This window comes from Arboricoccus pini (assembly GCF_900187945.1).
Classification (GTDB): Bacteria; Pseudomonadota; Alphaproteobacteria; order Geminicoccales; family Geminicoccaceae; genus Arboricoccus; species Arboricoccus pini.
This window is the reverse complement of record NZ_FYEH01000002.1, coordinates 218,257-233,067: the sequence shown is the minus strand read 5'-3', so window position 1 is coordinate 233,067 and position 14,811 is coordinate 218,257. Positions and strand designations below refer to the sequence as shown.

The window sequence follows — 14,811 nt, the reverse complement described above, 5'->3', positions numbered from 1 at the left end:
TAGCATTAATCGGCGTTCGTCGAACATTTCGGGTTGGCGACCTGACGATCGGGATATAACCCCTTTCTCACCTCGTCGCCGGCAGTAGCCCGTACGCGACTCGCAGTTCTCTGGAGATCTCATGGCCTACGCAACCCCGCCCGTATGGTTCATTACCGGCTGTTCGACCGGCTTTGGCTTCGAGCTCGGCCGGCTGCTCATCGATGCAGGCTATCCGACCGTCGTCACGGCGCGCGATGTCGGCAAGCTGAAGCCCCTGGTCGATGGCAAGGACAACGCGCTCGCTCTTGCCCTGGACGTCACGAAGCAGGATCAGGTCGATGCCGCTGTGACGGCCACCGAAGCTCGCTTCGGCCGGCTTGACGTTCTCGTCAACAATGCCGGCTATGGCTACCAGTCCTCGATCGAGGAAGGCATCGCCGATGAGATCAAGGCGATGTTCGATGCCAACGTCTTTGGGCTGGCCGCCATGACGCGGGCCGTCCTGCCCGGCATGCGCGAGCGACGTCAGGGCCATGTCGTGAACATCTCGTCGGTGGCTGGCTTCATCGGCTTTCCCGGTTCTGGCTATTACGCCGCCAGCAAGCATGCCGTGAACGCCATCTCCGACGCCCTGGACAAGGAAGTCTCGCCATTGGGCATCAAGGTCATGTGCGTCGAGCCCGGCCCCTTCCGGACCGACTGGGCCGGGCGCTCGCTGAAGCAGACCCTCTCAAAGATAGAGGACTACAAGGACACAGCGGCCGCGCGCATGGCGGCGACGGCTGGAATCAGCGGCAAGCAGGCCGGCGATCCGGTGCGCGCCTCGCAGGCGATCATCGATGCGGTTGTGGGCGAGGAGACGCCGCTTCATCTTGTCCTGGGTGCCTTCGGCGTCGACGCGGTCACCAGCAAACTGAAAGCATCTCTCGACCAGATCGAGCGCTGGCGCCAAGTCGGCGTGGATACCGATTTTCCCGCCTAGGAGAAATAGGGCCCGGGCGGGCAGCGCCGCCCGTCCCGGAGCACCATATCAGCCGCGGCCGACGAGCGGCATCTTGGTAGCCATCACCGTCATGAAGAGGATGTTGGCATCCAGTGGCAGGCTTGCCATGTGCAGGACGGCATCGGCCACGTGCTGCACATCCATTACCGGCTCGGGGCGGTTGCTGCCGTCCGCTTGCGGCACGCCATCCTTCATCTTGCCGCCCATGGACGTGTCGGCATTGCCGATGTCGATCTGGCCACAGGCGATGTCATAGGCGCGCCCATCCAGCGCCGTCGATTTCGTCAGCCCCGTGATCGCGTGCTTGGTTGCCGTGTAGGGCGACGAGAGCGGCCTTGGCGCATGCGCCGAGATGGAGCCGTTATTGATGATCCGGCCGCCGCGAGGATCTTGGTCCTTCATGATCCTGAAAGCGGCCTGGGTGCAGAGGAAGGGGGCCGTGAGATTGATGTTCACGACCGCCTGCCACTGGGCCAGCGTCAGATCCTCGAGCGGGATGCCTGGGGCGCCCATGCCCGCATTGTTGAAGAGCAGGTCCAGGCGGTCGAAAGCCGCCTTGGTCCTGGCAAAGAGGGTTTCCACCGCCTCCGGGTCGGCAAGGTCGCCGGCCACTACCAGCGTCGTGCCGCCGGCTTCGGCGGCGGTGGCCTCGAGCTCGGCCTGACGACGGCCGCTGAGGACGACCGACCACCCCGCCTTGGCCAGCTTGACGGCCGCGGCCCGGCCAATCCCTGCGGATGCGCCGGTGACGATCGCAACCTTGCTCATCAGTGGTTGCGCCTTGGCGTACCGTGGGTCTCAATCACCTTGAGATGGAGAACGGCCGGCTCCAGGCATGCGCCGGTCGCCAGTTGGCCGACATCGCGGCGGTAGATCTCCTGCCAGGGGGTCTGTGAAGGCGGCATCTTGGGCGGATTGCGCCGCCATGCCTCTTTGCGGCGTTCGATCTCCTCGGCATCGATCAGTACGTCAAGCCGGCCTTTCTCCATGTCTAGGCGGACCTTGTCGCCCGTCTGGATGATGGCGAGATTGCCGCCCACGGCCGATTCCGGCGAGGCGTTCAGGATCGAGGGGCTCTCCGATGTCCCCGACTGCCGGCCATCGCCGATCGTCGGCAGCGCCTTGATGCCCTTCTCGATCAGCTTGGCGGGCGGCCGCATGTTGACCACCTCGGGTGCACCCGGATAGCCGACCGGGCCGACATTGCGGATGAAGAGGAAGCAGTCCTCGTCAATGTCGATCTCGTCGCTGTCGATGCGGTTATGATAATCCTCCGGCCCTTCGAAGACGACCGCCCGGCCCTCGAAAAGGCCCGGATGATCCGAGTGCTCGAGATATTTCGCCTTGAACTCGGGCGTGATGACCGAGGTCTTCATGACGGCCGAATCGAAAATGTTGCCGCTCATGATGACGAAGCCGGCTTCCGGTTTCAGCGGATCCTCGTAGGGACGGATGACGTTGCGGTCGGCCGAGAAGGGGATCGCCTCATGGTTCTCGCCCATCGTCTTGCCCGTGCATGTCAGGGCATCGGTATGGAAGCGGCCTGCCTTGATCAGTTCCTTGATTACGGCAGGTACGCCGCCCGCACGATGGAATTCCTCGCCCAGATACTCGCCGGCCGGCTGCATGTTGACGAGGAGCGGGATGTCGCGTCCCATCTCCCAGTCCTTGATGTCGAGCTCGACGCCCATGTGACGGGCGATGCCAATCACGTGTGGGGGGCAGTTGGTCGAGGCGCCGGCGGCGGCGGCGACGCTGATCGCGTTCTCGAAAGCCTTGCGGGTCAGGATCTTCGAGGGCTTCAGATCCTCACGCACCATGTCGACGATGCGCTTGCCTGTGAGATAGGCCATCTGCGGCCGCTCGCGATAGGGGGCTGGAATTGCCGAGCAGCCCGGAAGACTCATGCCCAGCGCCTCGGCCATGGCATTCATCGAACTCGCCGTGCCCATCGTATTGCAGTGGCCAACCGACGGGGCCGAGGCACAGACCATGTCCATGAACTCGGCAAGGTCGATCTCTTCCTTGGCCAGAAGCTGCCTTGCATGCCAGACGATCGTGCCCGAGCCGGCAAGGCCACCTTTATGGTAGCCGTTCAGCATCGGCCCGCCTGAGAGGACAATCGCTGGTAGATCGACCGTGGCGGCCGCCATGACGAGCGCACCCACGGTCTTGTCGCAGCCGGTCGTCAGAACCACGCCATCCAGGGGATAGCCATAGAGCACCTCGACGAGCGCCAGATATTGCAGGTTACGATCCAGCATGGCCGTCGGCCGCTTGCCGGTCTCCTGCACCGGGTGGCACGGAAATTCGAAGGGAATGCCGCCAGCGTCACGAATGCCGTCCCTGACCCGGTGGGCAAGGTCGATATGGTGACGATTACAAGGTGCCAAGTCCGATCCGGTCTGGGCGATCCCGATGATTGGGCGGCCGGACTGCAATTCCTCGCGCGTCAGCCCGAAATTGAGATATCGCTCCAGATAAAGGGCGGTCATATCGGGCTCGTGATAATCGAGCCACCAATCCTGCGAGCGCAGCCGTTTCTTGCCGTCCGACACTTTAAAAGCCTCCTGGGAAGCGCATTAAACTCGTTTATGGGTCACTTCTTAGACCTGTTCGCATTAGTCGAACAGTTCCATGGATGGCAGCCATCCATGGAAGTCTTTTGCGCTGTGATGACGCCTGGGTTATATCGCAGCGCACTCCAAATCTGAGTTGGGATGGGTGGGTGCGCATGACGAGCACGAGCAACGAGCTGAGGATCGACCGGCAAAGTCCGATGTCGGCAGCCGAAATCGAGACAGCGCTCACCTTCGACGACGTCCTACTGGAACCCGGTTATTCCGAGGTGCTGCCAGGCAGCGTCGATATCCGCACGCGTCTGACACGCGAGATCGAGCTCGGTATCCCGCTTTTGTCCTCGGCCATGGATACCGTGACCGAATCCGCGATGGCTATCGCCATGGCGCAGGCCGGTGGCCTTGGCATCATCCACAAAAATCTTTCGATCGAAGATCAGGCGACGCAGGTTCGCCAAGTCAAGAAGTTCGAGGCCGGGATGGTCGTCAACCCGCTCACCATCGGCCCGATGACGGAGCTCTCGGCCGCCCTCGACCTCATGGAGCGCAACAAGATCTCCGGCCTGCCGGTGGTCGAGGATGGCGGCCGCCTGGTCGGCATCCTTACCAATCGCGACGTGCGCTTCGCCCCGCGTAGCGACCGGCCGGTCCACGAGCTCATGACCAAGGATAACCTGGTTACCGTCCGCGAGGGTGTGGAGCGCGAGGAGGCCATGTCGCTCCTTCATCGCCATCGCATCGAGAAGCTCTTGGTCGTCGATGCGCATTATCGTCTGATCGGCCTGATTACGGTCAAGGATATCACCAAGGCACAGACCAATCCCAATGCCTGCAAGGATGCGGCCGGCCGGCTTCGCGTCGGAGCCGCCACCGGCACCGGCAAGGACGGCCAGGAGCGGGCGCGCGCCCTTGTCGAGGCCGGCGTCGACGTCATTGTCGTTGATACGGCGCATGGGCACAGCCGGGGCGTCATCGATCAGGTGGCCGAGGTCCGAAGGCTCTCCAACGGCACGCAGATCATCGCGGGCAACGTCGCCACGGGCGCCGCTGCCGAGGCGCTGATTGAGGCTGGCGCCGATGCCATCAAGGTCGGTATCGGGCCGGGCTCGATCTGCACGACGCGGATCGTCGCCGGCGTGGGTGTTCCACAATTGACTGCGGTGATGAGCGTTGCCGCCAGATGTCGTGGTCGCGACGTGCCGGTCATCGCCGATGGTGGCATCCGCAGCTCGGGCGACCTTGCCAAGGCCATCGCCGCCGGTGCTGATTGCGCGATGCTTGGTTCGATGCTGGCCGGCACCGACGAGGCGCCGGGCGAGGTCTTCCTCTATCAGGGTCGTTCCTACAAATCCTATCGCGGCATGGGCTCGATCGGCGCCATGGCGCGCGGCTCGGCGGATCGCTATTTTCAGCAGGAGATCACGAACACGCTCAAGCTCGTGCCCGAGGGCATCGAGGGCATGGTTCCCTATCGCGGTTCCGTCGCCGCCATCGTACATCAGCTGACCGGCGGCCTACGCGCCGCCATGGGCTATACCGGCAATCCGCGTATCCCGGAGATGCAGCGGCGCTGCAGATTCGTGCGGATCACCGCCGCAGGCATCCGCGAGAGCCACGTCCATGACGTGACGATCACCCGCGAGGCGCCGAATTACAGCCCTGGCGGTTAATCCATCGTCGCGTGTCGCAAGACACTGAACCCTTACATGCGGGGCGTACTCATTACGCCATACGCTTGAGCGCCGGCCTAGGCCAAAATCAACGCAGGAGCCGCTATTGGTGCAGGCACATTACGATTTCATCGTGATCGGTAGCGGTCCGGCGGGCAGGCGCGCGGCGGTGCAGGCAGCCAAGCTCGGCAAGTCGGTTCTGGTCGTCGATAAAGGTCGTAGGGTGGGTGGCGTCTCCGTCCATACCGGCACCATCCCGAGCAAGACGCTGCGCGAGACCGTCCTTAATCTGTCCGGGTGGCGCGAGCGCGGCTTTTATGGCCGATCCTATCGGGTGAAGAAGGACATCGCGGCCCGGGATCTGCGTGATCGCTTGCTGATCACGCTCAATCACGAGGTCGAGGTGCTCGAGCAGCAATTTGCCCGCAACCGGGTCGAGAGCCTGCGGGCGACGGCGCGCTTCCTCGATCCGCAGCGGATCGAAGTCGAGATGGAAGCGGGTGAGCGACACGAGCTCACGGCTGGCAAATATCTCCTGGCGGTCGGCACGCGGCCCTACAGGCCGACCAATGTGCCATTTGACGGCAAGCGAATCATCGACAGCGACGAGATTCTCGAAATCGCCACCCTGCCGCGTTCACTGGCTGTGGTTGGTGCGGGTGTCATTGGCGTCGAGTACGCGACCATCTTCAGTGCTCTCGACGTACCGGTCACGCTGATCGAGCCCAGGACGACGATGCTCGATTTCGTCGACCGCGAGATCGTCGACGATTTCATCTACGATCTGCGCGATCGCGGCGTCGCACTACGAATGGGCGTACCGGTGCAGACCATCGAGCGGGCTGATGATCATTGCCTCGTGCGCATGGTCAATGGCCGGGCTATCTCGACCGAGATGATCCTCTATACTGCCGGCCGGGTGGGCGCCACCGACACGCTCAATCTCGAGGCCATAGGCCTCGATACGGATGCGCGCGGGCGGGTCACCGTCGATCGGGCCAGCTTCGAGACCTCGGTGCCGGGGATCTACGCGGCAGGGGACGTGATCGGCTTTCCTTCCCTGGCCTCGACGGCGCTGGAGCAGGGGCGGATCGCTGCGCTCCATGCCTTCGGCCATCCGACCGCGACGCCCGACGCCGAGCACTTCCCCTACGGCATTTATGCTGTGCCCGAAATCTCGACGGTGGGCCTCTCGGAGCAGGACGTGATCAAGCAGGGGATTGCCTATGAATGCGGGGTCGCCCGACTGCGCGAAACGTCGCGCGGCCATATCATGGGACTGACCTCGGGCATGATGAAAATGATCGTCTCGCTCGAGGATCGCCGTGTCCTGGGCGTGCACATCGTCGGCGAGGGGGCGACGGAGCTCATCCATATCGGCCAAGCTGTGATCAACCTGAAGGGCACGGTCGATTATTTCGTGCAGAACACCTTCAACTATCCAACCCTGGCCGAGGCTTATAAGATCGCTGCCCTGGATGCCTGGAACCGTATGACGCGTTAGCGCTCGCCAGCAGGCGCGGGCAGCGGTTTCAGGATCGTGAGCGCCAGCGGGCGTAACTTGAATTCCAGCGGCATCTCAAGACGTTCGAGTTCGCCATTATAGGTGACGGGCAGATGGTGCCTGCGGCATTCGACCTTGAGCTCGCGCGCCCGCACTACCTCGAAATCACCTTCCCAGTCGAAGCCTGTGAGCAGGGCGCGGAGCGCGAAGCCGACAAATGCTGACGGCCGGTCGTGGCGTGCGATGAGCAGCCAAAGATTGCCGTTCGCCATGCCCTCCGAACGGCGCAGATCCATGGATTCGATCCGGTAGTCATTGACGCCCACGAAGACTAGTGGAGTCCGTAGGTTCCGGCTTGTTCCGTCCACATGAAGGGTCAGCCGCCGGCTGGGCAGATGTTTCAGCAGCTTGAGGAAAGCCCAGCCCATCGCCGGCCACTTGCTCCAGCCGTGGCTGCGTTGTCGCTTATCACGCTCTGCCACCATGAAGGGATGGACTCCCAGGACGGCGTTGTTGGTGAAGACCCGTCCATTGACCTCGCCCAGATCGACCTTCGCGATCTCGGCCATTGCAAGAGCTCTCAAGGCGTCATCGAGCGATGTCGGCATGCCGACATCCTTGGCGAAGTGATTGACCGTGCCTAAGGGAAGCGCACCCAGAGGCACACCCGTGTCGGCGAAGATGCCGGCAGCCGCCGCGATCGTGCCATCGCCACCGCCGACGACGACCGCATCAAGCGTTCCGGCTCGCGCAGCCGTGAGCGCTTCCTTAAGCGTCCCGGGCATCGAAGGACCGTCGGTCATCACGACCGTGCAGTCGAGAGCCGCCTCTCGCGAGAGCCGTTCGAGCTCCGCTTTAAGTCGATCCGCGCCACCCTTTGCCTGCGCCGCGCCACCTTCGCCATTGATGACCAGGCGAAGACGCCTGTTTGAAGGATCCTTGGCCATCAACTGTTCGTCGCTCCCCTGTTCGATGTCGGCCGATGGCGATGCCAACGGCAACGATCCTTCAAGGTGCCGTGCGTTCAGGAAGTGACAACCTCGCAAAGTCGCATGCCGGACGCGAAACGCGACGGCTTGAGGTGACCGGGCAGGCGAGACCAGCGATTCCGTCTGGCCGCTGAGACCGACGGTGAGGCGGGCACGCGGCCAGTGCTTGATAGGCGGAAGGCCTCCGGCCCTGGCCGGGCATGTTGCAACCACCGGCCTTGGCTGCTCGGGGCTAGGGCCGTGGCTTGATGTCGCGAGGCGGCTCCCTGACGCGGGTCAACATGAGGCCGCCGATGAGAAACATGACGAGGATCGTCGCCATGCCGGCCCGCTGGGTCGAGAAGAGCCAGGTGGCGGTGCCGAAGAGAAAGGGTCCGATGAAAGCTGTCACCTTACCCGTCAGCGCGTAGATACCGAACATTTCGGTCATCTTCTCGGGCGGGCTCAGCCTCGCCATCAGCGTGCGGCTGGCCGACTGAGCCGGACCAATGAAGATGCCAAGCGCTAGCGCGGTTGCCCAAAAGAGGTTCTTCTCGGTGACCAGGAGGGCGGCGATACCGGCTGCCGACAAGCCGGCGACGGCGATGAGGATCGTCCGTTTCGAGCCGATGCGGTCATCGATCCAGGCAAAGCCGAAGGCGCCGATGCCGGCTGCGAGGTTGAGCGCCACGCCGAAGAGGATGATCTCCGAAGTCTTCATGCCGAACGTGCCGGCGGCATAGATGCCACCGAACGCGAAGAGCGTGTTCAATCCGTCATTGTAGATCAGCCGCGAGATCAGGAAGAGGACGATGTTCTTCTCCTGCCAGATCTCTCGCAGCGAGCGGGTCAGGCCGTGGCATCCCTGCCTTGTGGCATCGGCAAAGGAGATGCCGCGGCTCGGCGTATCGGGCGTGTGCAGAAAAAGCGGCAGGGAGAAAAGCAGGAGCCAGAGGCAGACGATCGGGCCCGCAATGCGGATATTCTCATGACTGGCTTTGCTCAGACCCAGCGCTGGAGGATCGGCCAGGATGAAAAGCCAGAGGATGAGGAGAAGGACGACGATGCCCGAGAGATAACCCATACCCCAACCCCAGCCCGACCATCTGCCGATGCGATTGCGTGGGGCGAGATCGGGCAGCATGGCGTTGTAGAAGGATTGACCGATCTCGCCCGCGATATTGCCGGTCATGACGAGAAGGAGTGCCGGCACGACGAAGGCCGGGTCCGCCTTGATCCACCAGAGGGACGCGGCCGCCAGGGCGCAGATGACGGTAAAGACGCCAAGCCACGGCTTTCGTCTGCCACTGACGTCGGCAATCGCACCGAAGATGGGGCTCAAGATGGCGATGATCACGGCAGCCGCGGTCGTGGCCCAGCCCCAGACAGCCGTACCGGTCACGTCGTCGGGGGCCACCGCCTGGGTGAAATAGGAGGCGAAGACGAAAGTAACGATCACGGAATAGAAAGGGGAGATGGCCCAGTCATAGACGATCCACGCGATCAGGCCCTTATTCGCCGGGCCTGCGACGGTGCTGCCGATGGACGGGGGGACGGACTGCACATACTTCTCCTCAAGATCGGCAAAAGCGGCTTTAGGCCAACTCGGCGAAAAGGGGCAAGCCGAGGCCGGTACCATGTCCTAACCCCTGATTGGCAAAGGAGCGATCAATGGCTGCGATACCCCCTGTCTGCGATTTTGGCCTGAAGGCCCCGGACTTCCATCTCAAGGGAACGGACGGTCTGATCCACGGTCTCGACGACCTCAAGGGCCCGAAGGGTACGGTGATCGCCTTCATCTGTAACCACTGCCCCTATGTGCAGGCGATCCTGGACAGCCTGATCCAGGACGCGCGCGATCTGGCCGGCATCGGCGTTACGACGATCGCCATCTGCTCCAACGACGCAGCAAGCCATCCCGAGGATGGCTTCGAGCAGATGGCGGAGTTGGCGCGCCGGAAGGAATTCCCGTTTGCTTATCTGCACGATGAGAGCCAGGAGGTAGCACGGCATTACGGCGCCATCTGCACGCCCGACTTCTTCGGCTACAATGCCCGTTTGGAATTACAGTATCGTGGGCGTCTCGACGCCTCCGGGAAGGCCGGTAAACCCGGTGCTAAGCGGGAACTCGTACTGGCCATGCGCGAGGTCGCGTTGACTGGAGAGGGGCCGAGGGAGCAGACCCCTTCCATCGGCTGCAGCATCAAGTGGAAGAATGCGGCCTGACGCTGTGACGCCGAGGGCGCATGACCTATCTCTATCTTTTCCTGGCGATCTGCGGCGAGATCGTCGGTACCAGCGCTCTCAATGCCACGCAGGGCTTCAGGCATTGGCAGCCTTTGATCGGCGTCGTCCTCGGCTATGCTGTGGCCTTTATCTTCCTCGCACTCGTTCTGCGCGGCATGCCCATGGGCATCGCCTATGCGATCTGGTCAGGCGTGGGCATCGTGTTCATCACTCTCATCGGCTATCTCTTCTTCGACCAGCATCCGGACGTGCCGGCTCTTCTTGGATTGGCGCTCATCGTTGCAGGTGTCATCGTGGTCAACCTGTTCTCTAAGACGGTCATCCATTAATTCATGCCCTTCGAATCGCTCCGCGACTTCATCGATCTCCTTGAAAAGAGGGGGCGGCTCGTTCGCGTGACAGCGCCGGTCTCGCCGATGCTCGAAATCACCGAGATCCACACCCGCCTTCTGGCTGAGCAGGGGCCGGCGGTGATCTTTGAGAACGTCCAAGGCTTCGACACGCCGGTGATGACGAATCTTTTCGGCACCGTCGAGCGGGTGGCCTGGGGCATGGATCGCGAGCCGCATCAACTGCGTGAACTGGGCGAACTCCTGGCCTTCCTGAAGCAGCCGCAGCCGCCGGAAAGCCTGCGCGAAGCCTGGGAGATGCTGCCGATTGCCAAACTGGCCTTGGCCATGAAGCCTAAGACCGTCTCGCGGGCACCCTGCCAGGAGGTGATCCTGCGCGGTGAGGAGATCGATCTCGGCCGCCTGCCGATCCAAAGCTGTTGGCCAGGCGAGCCCGCACCCCTGATCACATGGCCGTTGGTGGTCACCAAAGGGCCGGGCACAGGGGCTGAGGATCGCTTCAATCTTGGCATCTATCGCATGCAGGTGCTCGGGCGCGACCGAACCTTGATGCGCTGGCTGAAGCAGCGCGGCGGCGCCCAGCATCATGCGCGATGGAAGCAGACGAAGCATGAGCCGCTGCCTGCCGCGGCTGTCATCGGTGCCGATCCAGGCACGATCCTGGCCGCCGTGACGCCGGTACCGGATACGATGTCTGAATATCAGTTCGCTGGCCTCCTGCGCGGCCGCAAGGTCGAACTCGTCGATTGCGTCAGCCAGCCTCTCAAGGTGCCGGCCCAGGCGGAGATCGTCCTGGAGGGCTATGTCAGCCTCGACGAATATGGCGACGAGGGCCCTTATGGCGACCATACGGGCTACTACAACTCCGTCGAGAGTTTCCCGGTCTTCACGATCACAGCCATGACGATGCGCCGTAAGCCCATCTACCTTACGACATTCACAGGTCGCCCTCCGGACGAGCCCTCAATCCTGGGCGAAGCGCTGAACGATGTATTCCTGCCGCTCTTTCGCCAGCAATTTCCCGAGATCGTCGATTTCTGGCTGCCGCCGGAGGGCTGTTCCTATCGCGTGGCCGTGGTCTCCATGCGTAAAGCGTATCCCGGCCATGCAAAGCGTATAATGATGGGTGTGTGGTCCTTTTTAAGACAGTTCATCTACACCAAATTCGTCATTGTGGTGGACGATGATATCAACGCGCGCGACTGGCAGGACGTCATCTGGGCGATCAGCACCCGTGTCGATCCTGGTCGCGATCTGACGGTGATCGAGAATACGCCGATCGACTATCTCGATTTCGCTTCGCCGGAATCCGGCCTTGGCGGGAAGCTCGGCATCGATGCCACCGACAAATGGCCGGGCGAAACCCACCGTGAGTGGGGAAAGAAGCTGAAGATGGCGGACGACGTTATCGAATTGGTAACAAAACGATGGGAAGATTATGGCCTGCCAGGACAAGGCAAGCCGATCTGGAAATAGATGGTGACCATTATCGACGAGGGACGTGACAGGTCGAAAGACGGGGTCGAGATCAATCGGGTCAAAGACAAAGCCCGGCTAGCCGTGCAGGATGCCGGGCGGATCGCCATGACCTATTTCCGCCAGCGTTTCGATCACTGGGAGAAGAGCCCGGGGCAGATCGTGACCGATGCCGACATCGCAATCGACCGGTTCCTGCATGAGGCGCTGGTTGACGAGGCCAACGGTGATGGCTGGCTTTCCGAAGAGACGCCAGACGATCATAAGAGGCTGGATCGTCGCCGGGTCTGGGTCGTCGACCCGATCGACGGCACGCGCTCCTTTGCCGCCGGCCTGCCGGAATTCACGATTAGTGTCGGCCTCCTGGTCGACGGACATCCGGTTCTGGGATTCGTCTTCAACCCTGCCAATGGCGATTTCTTCGAGGCCACGGCCGGGCAGGGTGCCAAGCTCAATGGCCGGCCGCTCCATGCGACGTGGCGACAGTCGTTGGAAGGCGCCAACATCGTCGTCAGCTCGAGCGAGAATAAGAGCCGGCACTTTGCCGACTACATGCCCGGTGCCAACCTGACGACGATCGGCTCGCTCGCCTACAAGCTCTGCCTCGTCGCCGCCGGCCGCTATGACGGCTATCTCACTTGGCGGCGAACGCACGATTGGGATATTGCAGCGGCGGTCCTCGTTTTGGAGGAGGCTGGGGGCTTGATCAGTACGCCCGACGGCCAGCCGATCTTGCTCAACCGGGCCGAGCCGTGGCACGAGGGCTTGATAGCTGGCGGCCCAGCCCTCCATCAAGCCGTCCTCGATACCACCGCCAAGGCCTATGGGCATCTTCGCGGCCACCGATAGAAGAGCATGAGCGTCGCGCAGATGACCATCGCCGCGGACGAGGCAGATTGGCGCTTCGACCGCTGGTGCAAGAAGCATTTTCCACATCTGGCGTTCGGCCAGATGCAGCGCCTCCTGCGCACCGGCCAGTTTCGTCTGGACGGCCGGCGGCTCGATGCTGCTGCCCGGTTGCAGCCGGGCCAGGTGGTGCGCATTCCGCCATTGCCCGTCGCGGACGGCGAGGCAGCGGGACCGGCGGTCAAGGCACCGCGTACGGTGTCTACCGCTGATGCCAAATTCATTCGCTCGCTGGTGCTGTACGAAGACGAGCATCTGATCGCCATCGACAAGCCGGCGGGCCTAGCCGTCCAGGGTGGCAGCAAGACGTACCGGCATGTCGATGGCATGCTTGATGCTTTTGTCGGGCGCGATGGCCAGCGACCACGCCTGGTGCATCGGCTGGATCGCGACACGAGCGGGATCCTCGTCCTGGCGCGCAGCGGTTCTGCGGCGCGCGAACTCGTCTTCGCCTTTCAGCAGCATCGCGTTCGTAAGCTCTATTGGGCCGTGCTCGTTGGTGCGCCCACCCGCAATGAAGGCCGCATCGATCTGCCGCTCGCCAAGGCCGGGCCGTCCGGGCGCGAGCGCATGGAGGTCGATCCAGAGGAAGGCGGCCAGTTTGCCCGCACTTCGTTTAAGATCCTGGCTCGGGCCGGCAAAGTGGGTGCCTGGGTTGCGCTACAGCCGCATACCGGCCGGACGCATCAACTGCGTGCGCATATGAACGCGATCGGCACGCCCATCCTGGGTGACGGCAAATACGGCGGCAAGGTGGCCCATCCTGATGGAGCGCCAAAAGGGTTGATGCTGCATGCGCGCGAACTCGAGTTGCCGCATCCGACCAAAGGTCGCCTCCTGATCGAGGCTCCGCCACCCCTCGATTTTCGCCAAGCACTGAATTGGCTGGGCCTGGGTGAGCCGGAATTGCCCGGGGCGACGCTCGCCGAGTGGCCGACAGAGGGACGCTAGCCGCAGGCTACTTTGATGCCTAGCGCAGCTTGCGTTTGTCGTCGAGGACGTCCTCGATATAGGCCTTGCGGACCAGGACGATAATGGCGGCCGTAAGCGGTGTCGCCAGCGCTAATCCGAACAGGCCGAAGAAAACGCCGGCTACGATTTGCGCCACCAGGATCAGAGCAGGGGGCAGTTCGACGGCGCGTCGCTGGATCATCGGCGTGACGAGATTGCTCTCGACGGCCTGAATGCCGAGATAGAGCACCAGTACCGTGATGACGGTCGAGAAACCCTGCAGGGAGGCGATGGCCAGAGCAGGCAACAGGGCCAAAAGCGGACCTAATGTCGGGATGAAGGTGAAAAGCCCGGCCAGGAGGCCCAGCGTCAGGGCCAGGGGGATTCCCAAAATCCACAAGCCCACGCCCGTCGTGGCGCCGATGATCGCCATCGAGGCAAACTGGCCTAGCAGCCAGCGCCAGAGATTCTTGGCCATGGCACGCATGATCTGGTACGTGCGCGTCCGCCGGTGCTTGGGAAAAAGTTGCACGAAGCCCGAGATGTAGGGCTGCGGTTCCGCTGCCATGTAGATCGCAAGGACAATGACGATGGCGGTTTCGGTCACGGCGTTGACCGTCGAGGAGGCGGCACCGAGCAGGCCCGATGAGGCCGTGCTGAACATCTCGTTGCCAATGCTCTCAAGGCGGCTCGGCAGGTCGCGGGTATATTGTTGCATCCAGCTATAATGCCTGAGCCACTGGGTCAGCGACTCCCAGGCTGCCGGCAATTGGTGCCAGAGTTCCACGCTCTGCTCGGCGATGGCCGGTGCAACCAGCGCCACGAAACCCAGGACAACGACGAGGAGGCCGATCGTAACGACCGCAAGCGCCACCCGACGATTGAGCCCGGTTGCCTTGGCGAGGCGTCGCGACATGCCCCCCAGGAAGACCGACAGGAGAATGGCAGCAAATCCCAGGAGCACGACATGCTCCAGCAGATAAAGGAGGAGTACGAACCCGACGACGCCCAGTGCCAGCCACACCGCCGCGATCGGTCCCCTGTGCTGATCGACCTCCACATGCCCGGCAGAGGGCCGGGCGGGCAGACGATCGGTGACCTTGGGGGGAAGATATTCAGGTTCTTGCGTGCTCATACCGGCTCAAACAGTAATGGTGGCTTCAAGTTGCATCGCC

At 62.7% G+C, this 14,811-nt stretch carries 13 protein-coding genes; 8 read left to right on the top strand and 5 right to left on the bottom strand.

Annotation, left to right across the window (positions count from 1 at the left end):
* Window positions 1-121: 121 nt before the first annotated feature.
* Complete coding sequence (locus CFB17_RS03865; RefSeq protein WP_088560076.1) at window positions 122-964, top strand: oxidoreductase; 843 nt, start codon at window positions 122-124, stop codon at window positions 962-964.
* 48 nt (window positions 965-1,012) lie between these two features.
* Here CFB17_RS03865 and CFB17_RS03860 read toward each other — a convergent pair whose 3' ends face one another.
* On the bottom strand, window positions 1,013-1,753 hold the full coding sequence (locus tag CFB17_RS03860; RefSeq protein ID WP_088560075.1) for an SDR family oxidoreductase: 741 nt from the start codon (window positions 1,751-1,753) through the stop codon (window positions 1,013-1,015).
* Window positions 1,753-3,543: an IlvD/Edd family dehydratase gene (locus tag CFB17_RS03855; protein WP_088560074.1), complete on the bottom strand. Its 1,791-nt coding sequence runs from the start codon at window positions 3,541-3,543 to the stop codon at window positions 1,753-1,755. Before CFB17_RS03855 ends, CFB17_RS03860 begins: the two co-directional genes overlap by 1 nt.
* Before the next feature lie 221 nt (window positions 3,544-3,764).
* Between CFB17_RS03855 and guaB the strand changes: the two genes are divergently transcribed.
* On the top strand, window positions 3,765-5,234 hold the full coding sequence (gene guaB, locus CFB17_RS03850) for an IMP dehydrogenase (protein WP_088560243.1): 1,470 nt from the start codon (window positions 3,765-3,767) through the stop codon (window positions 5,232-5,234).
* 109 nt (window positions 5,235-5,343) lie between these two features.
* Window positions 5,344-6,738, top strand: coding sequence for a Si-specific NAD(P)(+) transhydrogenase (gene sthA / locus CFB17_RS03845; RefSeq protein WP_088560242.1), 1,395 nt, complete (start codon window positions 5,344-5,346; stop codon window positions 6,736-6,738).
* Here the strand turns inward: sthA and CFB17_RS03840 are convergent.
* Both CFB17_RS03840 and CFB17_RS03835 read right to left on the bottom strand, forming a co-directional pair.
* Entirely contained in the window at window positions 6,735-7,733 is a 999-nt protein-coding gene (locus CFB17_RS03840; RefSeq protein ID WP_088560073.1) for a diacylglycerol/lipid kinase family protein, read from the bottom strand. The two genes, sthA and CFB17_RS03840, sit on opposite strands and share 4 nt — an antisense overlap.
* A gap of 226 nt (window positions 7,734-7,959) precedes the next feature.
* A complete protein-coding gene (locus CFB17_RS03835) occupies window positions 7,960-9,270 on the bottom strand; it encodes an MFS transporter (protein ID WP_243389714.1) in 1,311 nt (436 codons plus the stop codon).
* 107 nt (window positions 9,271-9,377) lie between these two features.
* On the opposite strand from CFB17_RS03835, the gene CFB17_RS03830 reads away from it, so the two are divergent.
* From CFB17_RS03830 to CFB17_RS03810, 5 genes are read left to right on the top strand one after another with little or no spacing between them, the layout of a single operon-like run.
* Window positions 9,378-9,932: a thioredoxin family protein gene (locus CFB17_RS03830; protein ID WP_088560071.1), complete on the top strand. Its 555-nt coding sequence runs from the start codon at window positions 9,378-9,380 to the stop codon at window positions 9,930-9,932.
* 20 nt (window positions 9,933-9,952) lie between these two features.
* Window positions 9,953-10,282, top strand: coding sequence for a DMT family transporter (locus CFB17_RS03825; protein WP_088560070.1), 330 nt, complete (start codon window positions 9,953-9,955; stop codon window positions 10,280-10,282).
* 3 nt (window positions 10,283-10,285) lie between these two features.
* Window positions 10,286-11,779: a UbiD family decarboxylase gene (locus tag CFB17_RS03820; RefSeq protein ID WP_088560069.1), complete on the top strand. Its 1,494-nt coding sequence runs from the start codon at window positions 10,286-10,288 to the stop codon at window positions 11,777-11,779.
* Between the two features lie 3 nt (window positions 11,780-11,782).
* Entirely contained in the window at window positions 11,783-12,628 is an 846-nt protein-coding gene (locus CFB17_RS03815; RefSeq protein WP_165769409.1) for an inositol monophosphatase family protein, read from the top strand.
* A gap of 6 nt (window positions 12,629-12,634) precedes the next feature.
* Entirely contained in the window at window positions 12,635-13,636 is a 1,002-nt protein-coding gene (locus tag CFB17_RS03810; RefSeq protein WP_088560067.1) for an RluA family pseudouridine synthase, read from the top strand.
* A 19-nt stretch (window positions 13,637-13,655) separates the two neighbouring features.
* On the opposite strand, the gene CFB17_RS03805 is transcribed toward CFB17_RS03810, so the two are convergent.
* Window positions 13,656-14,771, bottom strand: a complete 1,116-nt coding sequence (locus tag CFB17_RS03805; protein WP_088560066.1) for an AI-2E family transporter — start codon at window positions 14,769-14,771, stop codon at window positions 13,656-13,658.
* Window positions 14,772-14,811 lie beyond the last annotated feature (40 nt).

What these genes read in the sequence shown, in the direction of transcription:
- CFB17_RS03805 (WP_088560066.1), bottom strand. Translation starts at nt 14,771, where the DNA reads ATGAGCACGCAAGAACCTGAATATCTTCCCCCCAAGGTCACCGATCGT.
- CFB17_RS03865 (WP_088560076.1), top strand. Translation starts at nt 122, where the DNA reads ATGGCCTACGCAACCCCGCCCGTATGGTTCATTACCGGCTGTTCGACC.
- CFB17_RS03860 (WP_088560075.1), bottom strand. Translation starts at nt 1,753, where the DNA reads ATGAGCAAGGTTGCGATCGTCACCGGCGCATCCGCAGGGATTGGCCGG.
- CFB17_RS03830 (WP_088560071.1), top strand. Translation starts at nt 9,378, where the DNA reads ATGGCTGCGATACCCCCTGTCTGCGATTTTGGCCTGAAGGCCCCGGAC.
- CFB17_RS03810 (WP_088560067.1), top strand. Translation starts at nt 12,635, where the DNA reads ATGAGCGTCGCGCAGATGACCATCGCCGCGGACGAGGCAGATTGGCGC.
- guaB (WP_088560243.1), top strand. Translation starts at nt 3,765, where the DNA reads ATGTCGGCAGCCGAAATCGAGACAGCGCTCACCTTCGACGACGTCCTA.
- CFB17_RS03825 (WP_088560070.1), top strand. Translation starts at nt 9,953, where the DNA reads ATGACCTATCTCTATCTTTTCCTGGCGATCTGCGGCGAGATCGTCGGT.
- CFB17_RS03820 (WP_088560069.1), top strand. Translation starts at nt 10,286, where the DNA reads ATGCCCTTCGAATCGCTCCGCGACTTCATCGATCTCCTTGAAAAGAGG.